The 15,766-nt window shown below is 42.2% G+C and carries 12 protein-coding genes, 1 other RNA gene and 1 other annotated feature (1 of these 14 only partly in view); of the genes, 7 read left to right on the top strand and 6 right to left on the bottom strand.

Annotated features, from left to right (window positions below):
• Window positions 1-126, top strand: a binding site (T-box leader); it begins 110 nt to the left of the window's first position.
• 65 nt (window positions 127-191) lie between these two features.
• From hisS to DVB69_RS10180, 4 genes are all read left to right on the top strand, one after another.
• Window positions 192-1,454: a histidine--tRNA ligase gene (hisS, locus tag DVB69_RS10165; RefSeq protein ID WP_116018999.1), complete on the top strand. Its 1,263-nt coding sequence runs from the start codon at window positions 192-194 to the stop codon at window positions 1,452-1,454.
• Between the two features lie 20 nt (window positions 1,455-1,474).
• Entirely contained in the window at window positions 1,475-3,241 is a 1,767-nt protein-coding gene (aspS, locus tag DVB69_RS10170) for an aspartate--tRNA ligase (protein WP_199562846.1), read from the top strand.
• A gap of 88 nt (window positions 3,242-3,329) precedes the next feature.
• A non-coding RNA gene (ssrS, locus tag DVB69_RS10175) (6S RNA) lies at window positions 3,330-3,510 on the top strand.
• A gap of 83 nt (window positions 3,511-3,593) precedes the next feature.
• The gene (locus tag DVB69_RS10180; RefSeq protein WP_116019000.1) at window positions 3,594-4,364 is read left to right on the top strand and encodes a tRNA threonylcarbamoyladenosine dehydratase; all 771 of its coding nucleotides are present in this window, start codon (window positions 3,594-3,596) and stop codon (window positions 4,362-4,364) included.
• Between the two features lie 567 nt (window positions 4,365-4,931).
• Here DVB69_RS10180 and mnmH read toward each other — a convergent pair.
• Both mnmH and selD read right to left on the bottom strand, forming a co-directional pair.
• Window positions 4,932-5,975: a tRNA 2-selenouridine(34) synthase MnmH gene (gene mnmH / locus DVB69_RS10185; protein WP_116019001.1), complete on the bottom strand. Its 1,044-nt coding sequence runs from the start codon at window positions 5,973-5,975 to the stop codon at window positions 4,932-4,934.
• 12 nt (window positions 5,976-5,987) lie between these two features.
• A complete protein-coding gene (selD, locus tag DVB69_RS10190) occupies window positions 5,988-7,031 on the bottom strand; it encodes a selenide, water dikinase SelD (protein ID WP_116019002.1) in 1,044 nt (347 codons plus the stop codon).
• Window positions 7,032-7,227: 196 nt separating this feature from the next.
• On the opposite strand from selD, the gene DVB69_RS10195 reads away from it, so the two are divergent.
• Window positions 7,228-8,646 (top strand): NAD-dependent succinate-semialdehyde dehydrogenase, encoded by a 1,419-nt coding sequence (locus DVB69_RS10195; protein WP_116019003.1) that lies wholly within the window; start codon window positions 7,228-7,230, stop codon window positions 8,644-8,646.
• A gap of 51 nt (window positions 8,647-8,697) precedes the next feature.
• Here DVB69_RS10195 and ilvA read toward each other — a convergent pair whose 3' ends face one another.
• The 3 genes from ilvA to DVB69_RS10210 all read right to left on the bottom strand — a co-directional run bounded on the left by ilvA (window position 8,698) and on the right by DVB69_RS10210 (window position 11,472).
• Window positions 8,698-9,960 carry a threonine ammonia-lyase IlvA gene (gene ilvA / locus DVB69_RS10200; RefSeq protein WP_233505378.1) on the bottom strand — a complete coding sequence of 421 codons (1,263 nt, stop codon included), beginning with the start codon at window positions 9,958-9,960 and terminating at the stop codon, window positions 8,698-8,700.
• 142 nt (window positions 9,961-10,102) lie between these two features.
• Window positions 10,103-11,005, bottom strand: a complete 903-nt coding sequence (locus tag DVB69_RS10205; RefSeq protein ID WP_116019005.1) for a diacylglycerol/lipid kinase family protein — start codon at window positions 11,003-11,005, stop codon at window positions 10,103-10,105.
• Window positions 11,006-11,028: 23 nt separating this feature from the next.
• Entirely contained in the window at window positions 11,029-11,472 is a 444-nt protein-coding gene (locus DVB69_RS10210; protein WP_116019006.1) for a MarR family winged helix-turn-helix transcriptional regulator, read from the bottom strand.
• Between the two features lie 267 nt (window positions 11,473-11,739).
• Here DVB69_RS10210 and DVB69_RS10215 point away from each other — a divergent pair, with 267 nt between their 5' ends.
• Complete coding sequence (locus DVB69_RS10215) at window positions 11,740-13,479, top strand: methyl-accepting chemotaxis protein (RefSeq protein WP_116019007.1); 1,740 nt, start codon at window positions 11,740-11,742, stop codon at window positions 13,477-13,479.
• Window positions 13,480-13,604: 125 nt separating this feature from the next.
• Window positions 13,605-14,576, top strand: coding sequence for a proline dehydrogenase family protein (locus tag DVB69_RS10220; protein ID WP_116019008.1), 972 nt, complete (start codon window positions 13,605-13,607; stop codon window positions 14,574-14,576).
• 132 nt (window positions 14,577-14,708) lie between these two features.
• Here the strand turns inward: DVB69_RS10220 and DVB69_RS10225 are convergent, their stop codons facing one another.
• Entirely contained in the window at window positions 14,709-15,719 is a 1,011-nt protein-coding gene (locus tag DVB69_RS10225; protein WP_116019009.1) for a DUF1646 family protein, read from the bottom strand.
• Window positions 15,720-15,766 lie beyond the last annotated feature (47 nt).

Below are 15,766 nucleotides of genomic sequence, written 5' to 3' on the forward strand. Positions count from 1 at the left end.
TTACTGAAACGCCTGCGCGGCATACTAGGTAAAGACGGAGCCGGCCGTTATCCGGATACGAGTGGACGTCCTAGACGTCAATTTGGGTGGAACCGCGGAAGCTAATTACAAGCTCTCGTCCCTTGCATACGCAAGGGGTGGGAGCTTTTTTGTATTTCCGTTTAACTGAAACAGATGAGAGGGGTTTACCAATGAAATTTAAAGTCCCAAGAGGAACACAAGACATTCTGCCAGCCGAATCTTGGAAATGGCAAAAAGTTGAACAACTTATCCGGGAAACGTGTGAAGTCTATCGGTATTCAGAAATTCGAACACCGATGTTTGAACAGACGGAACTCTTCCAGCGAGCGGTAGGGGATACAACAGATATCGTGTCAAAAGAGATGTACACGTTCAAAGACCGGGGAGATCGATCGATGACGTTGCGTCCTGAAGGGACTGCGCCAGTCGTCCGATCATTCATCGAACACAAAATGTTCGGCTGGGTTGATCAACCCGTGAAATTGTACTACATTCAGCCGATGTTCCGTTACGAACGTCAGCAGGCCGGACGCTATCGCCAATTTGTTCAATTTGGAACAGAAGCGATCGGTAGTGCAGATCCAGCAATCGATGCAGAAGTGATCTCACTTGCACTTGAAGTCTACAAGCGGGCAGGACTAAAGGACATCAAGCTAGTCTTGAATTCCCTCGGAGACAAAGAGTCGCGTATTGCACACAGAGATGCGCTCGTTGCACACTTCACTCCACACATCGACGAGTTCTGTACCGATTGCCAAAACCGTTTGGAGAAAAATCCATTACGTATTTTGGATTGTAAAGTGGATCACGAGCATCCGCTCATGAAGACAGCGCCATCCTTAACAGATTATTTGAATGATGAATCCCGAGCTTATTTCGAGGCATTGAAAACATTATTGACGAAATCAGGTATTACGTATGAGCTCGATCCGAATTTGGTCCGCGGTCTTGACTACTACAACCACACAGCATTCGAAATCATGAGTACGGCAGAAGGATTCGGTGCAATTACAACGCTTTGCGGCGGTGGACGATACAACGGTCTGTCTGAAGAAATGGGCGGTCCCTCAGCTCCTGGAATCGGTTTCGGTATGAGTATCGAACGCTTGCTACTAGCACTTGAAGCAGAACAAGTTCCACTAACGAATGACGATGCACTTGACGTATACGTCGTGACACTTGGTGAAGCAGCGAAGAAAGAAGGCTTCCAAGTACTTCAACAATTACGTTCAGCAGGCATCCGTGCAGATATGGATTATCTCGACCGTAAGATGAAAGCGCAAATGAAGTCCGCTGACCGATTACAATCCAAATGGGTTACTGTTATCGGAGAAGAGGAAGTTGAACAACAGATTGTCCAGCTTAAAAACATGAAGGAAGGTACACAGCAATCCGTTACCATCCCAGAACTAATTGAACTTATCAAAGGCTAATTGAAGAGAGGCAGTGTTGAATGATGCAGCGAACAAACTATTGTGGGGAACTAAACGAACAACATATCGGTCAGGAAGTAACATTAAAGGGGTGGGTTCAAAAACGCCGTGACCTTGGAGGATTAATCTTCGTGGATATGCGCGACCGTACAGGGATCGTACAAGCGGTTTTCAATCCTGCAATTTCTGAAGAAGCTCTTGCAACTGCTGAAAAGTTGCGTAGCGAATTCGTCATTTCAATCACGGGTAACGTAGTGGAACGCGAAGAACGGACGAAGAACAAGAATTTGAAAACTGGCGCTATTGAAGTTCAAGTGACCGAGCTCACAATTGTCAATGAAGCGAAAAATCCTCCATTTTTAATTGAGGATGACACAGATGTAAGTGAAGAGTTGCGTTTAAAATATCGTTATCTAGATCTACGCCGACCACAACTCGCACGTACATTCAAAATGCGCTCGGATATTACGAAGACAGTCCGTAACTTCCTTGATGGAGAAGGCTTCCTGGAAGTGGAGACACCGATCCTGACAAAGTCTACGCCTGAAGGTGCGCGCGACTATCTCGTTCCAAGCCGTGTCCATGAAGGTGAGTTCTATGCGCTTCCACAATCACCACAGCTCTTCAAACAGATGTTGATGGTATCTGGTTTTGATCGCTATTTCCAAATTGCACGTTGTTTCCGTGACGAAGACTTGCGCGCAGACCGTCAGCCGGAATTCACTCAAATTGATATGGAAATGAGTTTCATGTCTATCGAAGAAATTATCGAGTTGAACGAACGTCTCATGCAAAAAGTCATGAACGATGTAAAAGATCGTACAATCGATGGACCATTTAAGCGAATTACGTATACGGATGCAATGGCTCGTTACGGTTCTGATAAGCCGGATACACGTTTCGCAATGGAACTCATCGACGTTTCAAAAATCGTTAAAGAGACAGCATTTAAAGTGTTCACTGGCGCATTGGAAGCTGGCGGTCAGGTGAAATTAATCAATGTTAAAGGTGCTGCAGCGGATTATTCCCGTAAAGACATCGATGGGTTCGGTGAATTTGCAGCAGTTTACGGTGCAAAAGGATTAGCTTGGTTGAAATGTGAAGAAGACGGCTTGAAAGGTCCGATTTCGAAATTCTTCGAAGGCGATACTGCTGAAGCGCTTAAAACAGCTGCTGATGCACAACCAGGAGACTTGCTGTTATTCGCTGCCGATAAAAAATCAGTGGTCGCAGACACGCTTGGCGCACTTCGTATGAAGTTCGGACGTGAACGTGGACTAATCGATGAGACTCTTTATAACTTCCTATGGGTAACGGACTGGCCGTTGTTTGAGTATGACGAAGAAGACGGTCGATTCTACGCAGCCCACCATCCATTTACGATGCCATCTGATGTTGAGGAACTCGTATCGAGTCCTGAAACAGTAAAAGCGCTAGCATATGACTTAGTGTTGAATGGCTATGAATTAGGTGGCGGTTCACTACGCATTTACGAACGAGATGTTCAGGAGAAAATGTTTGCAGCACTTGGATTCACTGAAGAGCAAGCCCGTGAGCAATTCGGATTCCTCCTCGATGCGTTCGAGTACGGAACACCACCACACGGCGGAATTGCATTCGGTCTCGACCGTCTTGTCATGTTACTTTCAGGTTCTACCAACTTACGTGACACAATTGCATTCCCGAAAACCGCGAGTGCAACAGACTTGCTAACAGCAGCTCCAGACGTTGTAGACCCTAAACAACTGAAAGAATTACACATCCAATTGGCGGACGAACAAAAATAGGCAATTAGGACTTTTCTGAATTAAATAAATAATTCCTTCCGTAAATTATTGAAACTCAAGAAGTCGTATGCTATGATACATGTAACAACAAATCCTGAGGTGTTCGTTATTGCCAGACAGTTTTGACCGAACACTTTAATCGTCGGGAGTCTAGATTCTTCTCATGATGACATGCCTGTCATGGGACCTCAGAAGTGAGAAGATCGGACACCCACCTGCACCGTGCGGGTTCAAAACGATATTACAAAGACGGCACATTTGGGATTTGTTTCTTATGTGAATGTTCACCTCTCGGCAGTCTTGCTGAGAGGTTTTTATTTTGTGAATTTGTGAATAGAAAGGTCGTTAGAAAATGCTGAATCAATTTTCAAGAAACGAATTATCCATAGGTAAAGAAGGCGTCAAGCGGATGTCCGACACCACTGTTGCGATTTTAGGTGTTGGCGGAGTCGGTTCTTTCGCTGCTGAAGCATGTGCACGAAGCGGCGTTGGCAAAATTATTTTAGTAGATAAAGATGATGTTGACATTACCAATATCAATCGCCAGTTGGTTGCCTATTTATCTACCGTAGGCCGTTCAAAAGTGGAAGTGATGGTCGAGCGTATTCAAGATATAAACGAGAATTGTAACATTGTGCCACTCCATATGTTTTATACCGAAGAGACTGCAGAGCGGTTTTTTGATCAAAAACCAGATTATGTAATTGATGCGTCCGATACAATCAGTTACAAAATTCACTTGATTGAACAATGTCATAAACGGGGCATCAAAATCATTTCGAGTATGGGGGCAGCAAACAAAATAGATCCAACTCGTTTCCAAATTGCAGATATTTCTAAAACGCACACAGATCCAATTGCAAAAGTGATCCGAAAGCATCTTCGTAAACTAGGCATCGACAAAGGTGTTCCTGTCGTGTTTTCAGATGAAAGCCCAATCATTGTTCGACCTGATGTTGTAGAAACGGTAGGGAAGCCAGAAGCTGCAATCCGGAAAGCAAAAATGCCTCCTGCATCTAATTCTTATTGTCCATCTGTGGCAGGTCTTGTTTGTGCAAGTTGGGTGCTGAATGATATTACAGCAGATATCCCATTGGAACGTGTGAGTGACGCGAAGAAGTAATGATTGAGGTAGAGTTTGCTCTTGAATTTTGAAGTATGATCATAAACTCGGGAAAGTGATCATAAACCAGGAAATGTGATCATAACCCTGGGAAAGTGCTCATAACCCTGGAAATGTGATCATAACCCCAGGAAAGTGCTCATAAACCAGGAAATGTGATCATAACCTCGGGAAATGTGATCATAAATCTCGAAATCTGCTCATAAAACCATTCGAGCATATCCAGTGTTTCTTTTAACTCTAATTCCATCAAGTAGCCCGTTCAAAATTAAGCGGAGCGCCACCAATTAATCACTTACAAGTTGGGAAAGGTAATCTAGTATCCTAAATCTTTACTAAATGAAAAAGAACGTAAAAGATTTGATTGGTTAAGTGCACTTAGTTCACCAACCGTTTTTCCATCTGGGCACTTAATTTCCTACCTGTTTACGGTAACTTGTTTTGCACAGAGAAGTATTTGTTGCTTGTAGGGGAAAGGGACCGCCTACACCACAATTTAATTTAAGACAAAAAAAGCATGCACGCCTGGGTGTCGTTCAACGACCCCCAAAGGTGTGCATGCTTTCCTTATTTAGTCTTCATATATTCTTGCTTCCAAGCCAACACTTTCACAAACGCCTCGTCCACAGTATCCGCTGCAATCGTCACTTTCAAGTCATCATCCACTTTTCCAGTAGAATGCTGATAGCGGGGATCGTAGTAATGCTCAAGGAGCAATAGAGTAGCCGTCTCGAAATCACCGCTGTCCAACGCAACCTCAATTTCTTTCGCAATCGGAACGTGGATCCTGCGTCGGATTTGTTCAAATGCCGTTTTGAACTCTTCAGGCCGCTCCGCTGGTTTATAATCCTCTAACGTAATTCTTACACGCTCTTCAATCGGAAGTTTGATGATCAACTGTCTGCTATGTTCCTTTTTCTCGAACAAAAACCCAGGCATCGTCACTTTACCAATCCGTTTGCTTTCACCTTCAATGAAAACAACTTTTTCGTCATTCGTTCTTTTTAAGTCATGCAAAAGTAGCGACTCGAAGTTTTTCTGATTACTGCCATTTAACCCGATCTGACCGAAAATCGAACCTCGATGACCCGCAAGGTTTTCCAAGTCTATGATTGGTTCACTCACTTCAGCTAACTTGTGCAAAATCACAGTTTTACCTGAACCGGTATAGCCATTTAACACAATCAGCTCAGGTGAATACTCGATATTATTCAGCTCTTCGACAACCCATTGGCGGTACGTTCGAATGCCTCCAGTTAGTCTGTGTGCATGGATTCCCATAAGATCGAGAACTGTCGCTGCTGTCTTACTACGCATACCACCGCGCCAACAAAATACCGTCATGGACGTATCAATCTTTTCAAACTCAGCAATAAATGCAGGGAGTTTTTCAGCAAATATGGCAAGTCCGCGTTTCTTTGCTTCGGCTTGGCCCACTTGCTTATAAATCGTTCCAACTTCTGCACGTTCTTCATCGTTAAATAGAGGAATATTTAAGGCACCTGGAATGCTTGCCTCTGCAAATTCTTTCGGTGATCGGACATCGATCATTGTATGGGGCTCTTTTGCGTGGAGCCCCATTAAATCCCGTAGCGTTATATCTCGAAACATACATGCACCTTCTTATTGGACTGTAATATGTCCAGGATTTTCAGACGTAACTTTACCAATTTGTTTTGCGTCCACGCCATTCTTCTGTAAGGAAGATAACAGCTCATCTGCTTCATTAGGAGCAACCGCGATTAGCAATCCCCCTGAAGTAACAGCATCACACAAAATCCATTGATCGATTTGGTCTAAGTGACTTGCAAATGTAACATCATTTTCAAGATGTGCAAAGTTATTTTTTGTCCCACCAGGAACGTGACCAGCTTCTGCTAATTCTTTAGCACGGGGGAGTACAGGCACAGCACTAGCATCGACTGTAATTCCCGCATTACTGCCTTTCGCCATCTCAGAAGTATGCCCAAGCAGACCAAATCCAGTCACATCTGTAACCGCATGAACATCGAAGTCTGCCATCGTTTCGGCAGCCGTTTTGTTCAATGTTGTCATAATTGACGTAACGTGTTTGATTTCTTCTTCAGATAACTTGCCGTGTTTCAATGAAGTCGTATAGATTCCTACTCCGATTGGTTTCGTTAGAATGAGCACATCACCAGGGAGTGCGCCTGCATTCGGTCGGATTTTATCTGGATGAACCGTACCTGTCACAGCAAGACCGAACTTCGGTTCCTGGTCGTCAATCGAGTGTCCACCGACGAGAGCAACACCTGCTTCTTTCAATTTGTCACCAGCACCACGAAGAATTTCTGTCAAAATTGTTTTATCAAGTGACGAAATAGGGAATGCAACTATATTAAGGGCAGTTATCGGAGTCCCTCCCATTGCATAGACGTCGCTGATTGCGTTTGTCGCAGCGATTTGACCGAAATCGTAAGGGTCATCCACGATCGGAGTGAAGAAATCAAGTGTTTGCACGATTGCAAGATCATCTGTTAACTTGTAAACACCGGCATCATCGCTTGTATCCAACCCTACTAAGAGGTTTGGATTCGGTACTGCAGTAGGGAGTGCGCGCAAAACTTCAGCTAAATCCGCTGGTCCGATTTTGCAGCCACAGCCACCTTTTTTTGTAAGTGTCGTTAGTTTAACGGTTTGTTCCATGTGTAAATCGCCTCACAATTCTTGTTTTGTTCAGTAAGCCCGAAAAGCTTGCTATCGTTCAGTTTATCACAAAACATGTAGTTATCTGTTGTGAAGCATTCAAAAACTGACAGCAACCGTCAAATTTTATGTATTTTATACCCCGAGTGAAGACTCATGATGATAAGAAACATCGATTTTGAAGGAGGAATTTTAAATGGAAAGTTATGAAATGATTATTGGAAAACGAGACTTTGGTGAGAAGCTGGAAAAGATACCTGTCGTCAATCCATTTACACAAGAAAAGATTGCGGACGTCCCTAAGGGTGGAGAACAAGAAGCAATCCGAGCTGTCGATGAAGCCTATAGAGTATTCCCGGATTGGGCTGCACTTTCTGCATATGAACGCAGCGAATTACTCATGAAATGGCATAATCTTATTGAACGAGATAAAGAAGATTTGGCGAAAACAATGACACTAGAACAAGGAAAGCCAACGAAAGAAGCAGTTGGTGAAATCGAGTATGCCAACGGTTTTAACAAATGGTATGCGGAAGAAGGAAAGCGCGTTTATGGGGAAACGATTCCTGCCACTCAACAAAACAAGCGCATGTTAGTGATCAAACAACCAGTGGGAGTCGTTGCTGCTATTACTCCATGGAACTTTCCAGCAGCCATGATTACACGAAAAGTAGCACCTGCACTTGCAGTAGGATGTACAGTCGTCATTAAACCCTCTCGTCAAACACCGCTTACTGCCATCAAGCTAGGGAGACTTGCTTTGGAAGCAGGCATCCCTCCAGGTGTCGTGAACGTCGTCACAGGTGATTCAAAAACAATCAGCGATGCATGGCTTAACGATGAACGCGTTAAAAAGATCACATTTACTGGATCTACTGAAGTGGGTCGCGGACTTATGAAAAAGGCATCAGATACCGTAAAAAAAGTGTCACTGGAACTCGGCGGTTTAGCTCCAGCCATCGTAATGGAAGACAGTGATCTAGAGAAAGCAGCCGATGGAGTCATTGCTACGAAATTTAGAAATGCTGGACAAACGTGCGTGTGTGCGAATCGTGTCTATGTCCATGAATCGATTGTTGAAGAGTTCACAAAAATATTTACGGACAAAGTAAAAGCCTTGAAAACAGGGAATGGTCTTGAAACAGGGACTCAAATTGGACCTTTGATTGATGAAAAAGCGATTGAAAAAGTGGAGAAGCACGTTAAAGACGCGCTCGATAAAGGGGCGAAAGTTGCGACAGGTGGGCAAAAGTTGGATGGATTGATCTATGAGCCTACTGTATTAACCGGTGTAACTGAAGACATGTTATGTATGAACGAAGAGACATTTGGACCCGTAGCACCGATTTCAACTTTCAAAACGGAAGAGGAAGCGATTCAACGCGCAAACGATACGATTTATGGATTGGCAGCCTATTTGTTCACTGAAAACCTCAGCAGGGGAATCCGCATGAGCGAAAAGCTCGAATATGGTATTGTTGGACTAAATGATGGATCACCATCATCTCCACAAGCACCATTTGGCGGATTTAAACAAAGTGGTTTAGGTCGAGAAGGTGGTCGCCAGGGAATCGACGAGTTTGTAGAAGTCAAATACATTTCAGTTGGAATGTGAGAATAGAAAAACAGGCAAAGCCGACATGGCTTTGCCTGTTTTCTTGTTCCATCAAATCAGCAAATCGAATAATGTACTATCATTATTCACTTCAGTAAACGAGAATCCATTGGAACGCATCCGATCCACCAATCCGCCGTAGTCTCCAGGATGCTTTAGTTCGATTCCAACGAGACCAGGACCGTTTTCTTTGTTATTCTTCTTCGTATATTCAAAAGTTGTAATATCATCATTCGGCCCGAGAACGTTATCTAGGAATTGACGTAATGCACCTGCACGTTGCGGGAAATTCACAATGAAATAATACAATAATCCTTGATGAATTAATGACTTTTCTTTGATTTCTTGCATTCTTCCAATATCGTTATTCCCGCCACTAATGACGACAACAATTGACTTTCCTTTAATCTCTTCTTTATAAAAGTCAAGCGCTGCAATTGGAAGCGCACCAGCTGGTTCCGCAATGATTGCATGCTTATTATACAATTCTAGAATGGCTGTACAAACTTTACCTTCGGGAACTGCTACTATGTCTTCGACCAATTCAAAACAAATATCAAAAGTCTTCTGGCCTGGGCATTTCACAGCAGCTCCGTCAACAAACTTATCGATTGTAGGTAACGCTGTTAACTTTCCATTTTCAAAGGAGGCTTTCATGCTTGCCGCTCCGGCAGGCTCCACCCCAATCATCCTGGTTAATGGAGACAAGTTTTTAATATACATGCTCATACCGGACATGAGACCACCGCCACCAATGCTTGAAAACACATAGTCAATCGGCTCTTCAATGTCATTCATAATTTCAACAGCGACTGTTGCCTGACCGGCGATAATATCAAAATCATCAAAAGGATGAATGAAAATTCGATCTTCTTCATCTGTACAAAGGACGGCACTTTCAAAAGAATCGTCAAACGTATCACCTGTTAATAAAATTTCCACAAATCCTTTACCGAACATTTTTACTTGGTCCACTTTTTGCTTAGGAGTTGTTAGTGGCATAAAGATTTTTCCATCAATTCCAAGCTGTGCACATGCGAACGCGACGCCTTGAGCGTGGTTCCCAGCACTAGCACAAACAATCCCTTTTTCCAATGCCTCCGATTCGATTCGCTTAATTTTGTAATAAGCACCTCGTAACTTAAATGACCGGACGTGTTGTAAGTCTTCTCGTTTAATGTAGACGGTGCATCCATATTCTTCTGACAACCGCTCGTTTTTTTGAAGAGGTGTATGTGCCACAATATCTTTCAACACGTGGTTAGCAATTAAAATATCCTCAATACATAATTTTTTCTTTTCTACTTCTTGAATGTTTGTCAAAAGGCCGACCTCCTCAATACTAGCATTTTTCAATACTACCATGGGAAGAGGGGGAAACACAACAACTGAGTCTAAATAGTTAGAACATTTAGTTTGATAATTTATGTAAGCGTTTTCTTTATGAAAATATGAGTTATACACTTGTATTTACAAGTTTTAATGCGCAGGGTTGAATGCGTATAGTAAAATGAGGGGCATGTATCGGTTCGCCATCTAGTATTAGCAAGATGTTTCGATCTGCTTGTAACGTAATAGATGCTCCTGTTAAGTAAGTGATAGAGGGACTTTGAATAGGATTTCCTTGAAGTAGTTTCGGAACCAAACGAAGTAAGAGGGAAGGTCTGCTTGCTGTATGCACAACTGTGATATTCAACAATCCATCATTTGTTACTGCCTCAGGGCAGACTCGTAATCCACCTCCGTATGAAGGCGTATTGCCTATAGCGATTAGCCATGTCCGTTGCCAAGAATACGGTGCATCATCGATAGACAAATTCACTTTAAATGGTGTAAAGATGCTTAACGTTTGGATAGCTGCAATTGGATAGGCAAGTCCGCCTAATCCAAATTTGTTTACAAACAATTTGAAATAGGAGTGGTTTGCCTTTTCGCCGATTTCTGCATCTACTCCAGCAGCAGCGATAGTAATTCCAAGTTTTCCATCTATATTCAGTAAATCGATTTGTTGGGTAGAACAATCCCTTAGTTTCTGAACGAATACTACGGGATCATAGGTAAGTCTAAATGCTCGTGCTGCATCGTTCCCAGAGCCTGCGGGGAGAATGGCCAGTGGGATGTGATGTTCTGAAGCAATCGATACGACAGATCCAGTGGTCCCATCTCCACCAATAACAATAATCGCAGATAGTGTATAACTCTCCAATAAGTTTTTGATAAATTGAAAAGAAGCATCTTTCGAATCACTTAACAGTGCCTCGAAAGGCATGTGATGATTTTTCAACGCGTGTTCAACTTGATGGAACAAAAGAGTTGCTCGTCCACGACCAGAAGAGGGATTGACAATGATTGCATACATAAATCCGACCTCATCTCAAATGTTTAGTTTGAAGGTTTCGTAAGTGCTTCATCAAGCTTTTTATATATTACTAACATTGCTTGCTGTTCTTCTAATGAGATGTGTGAAAACAACTCTCTCCGTACTTCTATTCCATCATTATATGCTTTTTTGACAAGAGCTTTCCCGGCATCCGTTATAGATAAATACTTCGTCCGTTTATCTTCTTCCGCTTGTCTTCTATCAATTAGTCCTTGTTTCGTAAGCTTCATGGAGAGGTGGGTAAGTGATGCTGGTGTGAAATTCAATTTTTTCGCAATATCGGATGGACGACTTTCTCCTTCATTCACTAATTCTTGCAAAACGAGAATGTGTGAGATGCCCAAGTCGTTATCTGAGAGCTGTTGCCACTTAACTACCATTTGATAGCTGATTTTTTCAATCGTATGAAGTAATTCGAAAATATTTTTATCATTAGCATTAGACATAGTTAGGAAACCTCCGGTGTTAATAAACTTGCTGCGTAAAACGATTGCAAGTTATTCAAAGTGAAAGACTATTTTATCATACCTCAACTGTAAAGAAAAATAGAGGGAAATGACTTCGAAATCTTACATTTTATTAATAAAAACTTGTAGTAATCGTGAAGGTTATGTGAAGAAATTATATATGTATAGTTATTGTCCTATATATCATGTAAAGTATGGAGTATGAAAGTCCTTATTAAACGAATTTAGAAAGAGGTATTATGAATCATGAAGATGAAAAGATCATTAACGTTCCAGCTAGGTAGTCTAATTATTGGGATTCTAATCGTCATGCTTGCTATCACATCTGTAGCTACTTACAAAACTGCATATGACAAACTCTTCGATGCCGCTGGTATCGAAGCATACGGATGTGCAAATATAACAACTGGCCTGATTTTACCAGAAGATATGGACAAAGCATTGGCAGGCGATACTGCCACACGAGGCAGAGTGGGTGAACAACTGAACTGGACAACTGCTCATAAGGATATCTTTGAAACGCAATACATTGTAGAGTTAGATGGAACTTTAGTCGCTGTTGATGATAATTTGAAAGCTAAAGGTTTCAAACCAGGAGATAAGTTCAAAGTGGATGATAAAGCGATTGCTATGTTAGCTGATATGAAACATCCTACCTACTCTAAAGCGTTCAACTTTGCGGGCATGAAACGTCTATCGGGTTATGCTCCGATTTTTAAAGATCAGGACCCATCTAAAGAAGTGATCGCTGTAAGCGTGATTGATTTTGACGCAGGTATTGTCACTTCCCGGACTTGGGGAGTTGTTCGAAACGGAATTTTAATTAGTATCGTTCCATTGTTGCTCGCAGCGCTGTTGACGATTTTCTTGCTTCGTAAAAAAACAAAACCCATTTCTGAGCTGATTGAGCATTCTAAACAGTTGGCTTCTGGTAATTTAGGGATTGCAGATGTAAAGGTCTCAAGTAATGATGAAGTTGGAGACCTAGGAACAACTTTGAATACACTCGCATCGAATTTGCGAAACATGATTGGAACCGTTAAAACGACATCAGCAAAATTGACATTCAGTACAACACAGACAGTGGATTCGTTAAAAGAGATGGAAGGTGCCGCTCATATGGTATCTGAAAGTATTAACGAAGCGGCGAGCTCTGTAGTGGATGGAACCGCGAGTGTGGACCAAGTTGCTCAACTTATCCAGGATTTAGCACATGATCTCCACCAAGCGGATGAACGTGCAGAAAAAGCAACTTTGATTTCATCAAACACAATGGTGTTAGCAGACCAAGGTAGAGAGCGGGCCGTCTCACTCAATGAGGATATGAAAAAGATTTCAGTTTCCTCATCTAGTACGAAGTCAGCCATCCAAGGACTGATTGATTCTGCGAAAAAAATTCAGACGATCACTGAATCGATTTCTGATATCGCTGACCAAACCAACTTACTAGCATTGAATGCTTCCATTGAGGCCGCTAGAGCAGGGGAACATGGTTTGGGGTTTGCAGTCGTTGCAGACGAAGTTCGCCGTCTAGCAGAGCAATCTAACCAAGACGTTCAAGAAGTAGGACAACTTATTAAAGATATTTCCACCAGCATTGCAGAGGTGGTGCACTCAACAGAAGAGAGTGGTGAACTGATTGAAAATGGTTCAGAATCAGTGCGTCAAACTGCTCAGACATTGAGTGGTATTTCTACAGCGGTTGAGGAAACAGTTGCTGAGGTATCAGCAATCTCTGAAAGTATGATGCGCGAGGCGAAGAAGTCAGAAGAAGCAGACCGTCATATTCGAATGTTGGCAGATGCACTTCGGTCTTTAGAGGAAATGACTGCCAACGTATCCGCTTCTGGTGAAGAAACGTCAGCAACGATTAGTGATGTCGCAGAACAATCCAACGAAATGAAACGACTTGCAGAAGAATTGGATGCGAGTGTTCAACTCTTCCATTTGTCTGAAGAAGAAGCAGGCATTGCTACCAACAAATGAACATCCTGAATCGTTGCAAGGCTTCTAAACAGGAGATCACTTTTCACGTGTCAGATCATGTTGTATTTATGCGATATATGATATAATAGAGTAGTGAAAAATTTTAGTTCTGAGGAGTTTTCGACATGCTAAAAGATTTATTTATGGGTCTATCCCAAAACCAGACATTAAACAGCGCAGCAAAAAAGTACGGTCTGAAGCTGGGTGCTCAAAACGTAGTAGCAGGAACAAATATTCCTGAGACAATTGAAAGTATAAAGGAACTGAATGCGCACGGTATTTCTTGTACTGTCGACAATCTTGGTGAGTTCGTTTACAATCGCGAAGAAGCAACTGCGGCAAAAATACAAATTTTAAGCGTGATTGAAGCAATTCATGAAAACGGTGTCGATGCCACGATTTCACTGAAACCTTCTCAGCTCGGTCTAGATATTGACCCGGATTTCTGTGAAGAGAATTTACGTGAGATTGTAAGTAAAGCTAACGAATATGATATTTTTGTCAACTTTGATATGGAAGACTATGATCGGTTAAAGCCATCATTTGACTTGCTTGACGATTTGTCAAAAACGTACAAAAATGTTGGAACAGTCATCCAAGCCTACTTTTTCGAAGCAGAAGACTACATGAAACAACATCATGATTTCCGTCTACGTATTGTAAAAGGTGCTTATAAAGAGTCTCCTGCTGTTGCTTATCAGGACAAAGCGGATATCGACGAAAACTTTGTGAAACTAATTGAATGGCATTTGTTAAACGGAAAGTTCACGTCAATTGCCACACATGATCACCATGTGATTAACCATATAAAGCAATTCGTGAAAGATAATGATATTTCTTATGATAAATTCGAGTTCCAAATGCTCTACGGATTCCGTAAAGATATGCAATTAGAGCTTGCCAAGGAAGGGTATAACTTCACGACGTACGTTCCTTTTGGAGAAGACTGGTATGGCTATTTCATGCGCCGTCTTGCAGAACGTCCACAGAACATGAACCTGATTGTAAAACAAGTGTTCAACAAAAAGACGAATACGTTTATCGGACTTGCAGCAGGTGCATTTGCACTTGGCCGCATGACGAAACGAAATAAATAATAAAACAAATAAAGGCTGTTCAGAGTGTCAGTGATAACTGATATCTGAGCAGCTTTTTTTCATTCAGAGTGTATCAACTCAATTAGGGATACAAAACGGTTCAATATATTTACCAACTTCAAGCGATTCTTGTCAATAAACCACGACAAAAAAGTAAACGAACATAGCGATGAGTCCGAAAGGGAAGCCAAAGAGTGCCCATTCCTTACTAGTGATGGATAGTTTTCCAGCAGCAATAATGTTAGGAATGTTACCTGGAATCAGCATGCCTCCACTAATAAGTAAGCCCATGAGAATCGCGCGAATCGTTGGTTCATCCATAGTGGGACTGAGTTCGATTGAGGCTAGTGTGGCGTTATCCAAAACTGCAGATATCATGTTAGCCCAATAAAGGAATGTAGGGCTTTTCCCTTCCAAAATAGGACTCAACAGCGGTTCGAATCCAGAACCTAGAAGAGTAAGTGCCATGACGAATATGTATACTTTGACACTACGGATAACAATAGCACTCCATGATTCTTTCTCCAATTTCTTAATCAAATCACGCTTCATACTAGGCGGCGGTATGACAATTCCAGCGATGATCCCAAGAGAAGCGATAGCAATGATGACATCGCTCCCTAACAAAGTAAATAAGTAAAAGAAGGTTTCGTCTAATCGACTGGTCGCAATGGTTGATAAGGGTTCGCCAAGTGGAGTTAAAACTGCCCCTAAACCGATTGAGTAGCAAGATACAATCACCAGTCGGATTTGAGTACGTCTGTCATAATGGAGCAAACTAATGATCGAGACCAGTAGAATTGCAGCAATGATCGCTGTTATAAAACTTGCTACTAACCCTATACTGATGACAATAAGTACGACAAAAACGCGAGAAGGGATGAGACGCTCTGCAAAGCCGATTGATTGACTGAATGGCCGTTGGAACAAACGGAATAGTAACCCGGCTAGAAGTACCGCGCACGTAATGGCTATAGGGTCAGTGAGGATTGTAAGAATTAGTGTATGGCTCCAAATGCCGGCTGTGAATACGGCGCAAATGCCTAACGCAAAGAGATAGACTTCCAATTGTCGCTCTGCAAATGGAAATATGAACGGCCCTAAAAGAACAGCACCCAACAAAATCAATAATATCAGTATCATTAAAGGTCCCTCACTTTGCATAACTCATCTAGTAGTTAAAGTTATGC

This window comes from Sporosarcina sp. BI001-red, assembly GCF_003384035.1.
Taxonomy (GTDB): Bacteria; Bacillota; Bacilli; order Bacillales_A; family Planococcaceae; genus Sporosarcina.

Coding starts and splice junctions, on each gene's coding strand:
- aspS (WP_199562846.1), top strand. CDS start 1,475: ATGATGCAGCGAACAAACTATTGTGGGGAACTAAACGAACAACATATC.
- DVB69_RS10210 (WP_116019006.1), bottom strand. CDS start 11,472: ATGTCTAATGCTAATGATAAAAATATTTTCGAATTACTTCATACGATT.
- DVB69_RS10180 (WP_116019000.1), top strand. CDS start 3,594: ATGCTGAATCAATTTTCAAGAAACGAATTATCCATAGGTAAAGAAGGC.
- DVB69_RS10225 (WP_116019009.1), bottom strand. CDS start 15,719: ATGATACTGATATTATTGATTTTGTTGGGTGCTGTTCTTTTAGGGCCG.
- hisS (WP_116018999.1), top strand. CDS start 192: ATGAAATTTAAAGTCCCAAGAGGAACACAAGACATTCTGCCAGCCGAA.
- mnmH (WP_116019001.1), bottom strand. CDS start 5,975: ATGTTTCGAGATATAACGCTACGGGATTTAATGGGGCTCCACGCAAAA.
- DVB69_RS10205 (WP_116019005.1), bottom strand. CDS start 11,005: ATGTATGCAATCATTGTCAATCCCTCTTCTGGTCGTGGACGAGCAACT.
- DVB69_RS10220 (WP_116019008.1), top strand. CDS start 13,605: ATGCTAAAAGATTTATTTATGGGTCTATCCCAAAACCAGACATTAAAC.
- DVB69_RS10215 (WP_116019007.1), top strand. CDS start 11,740: ATGAAGATGAAAAGATCATTAACGTTCCAGCTAGGTAGTCTAATTATT.
- DVB69_RS10195 (WP_116019003.1), top strand. CDS start 7,228: ATGGAAAGTTATGAAATGATTATTGGAAAACGAGACTTTGGTGAGAAG.
- selD (WP_116019002.1), bottom strand. CDS start 7,031: ATGGAACAAACCGTTAAACTAACGACACTTACAAAAAAAGGTGGCTGT.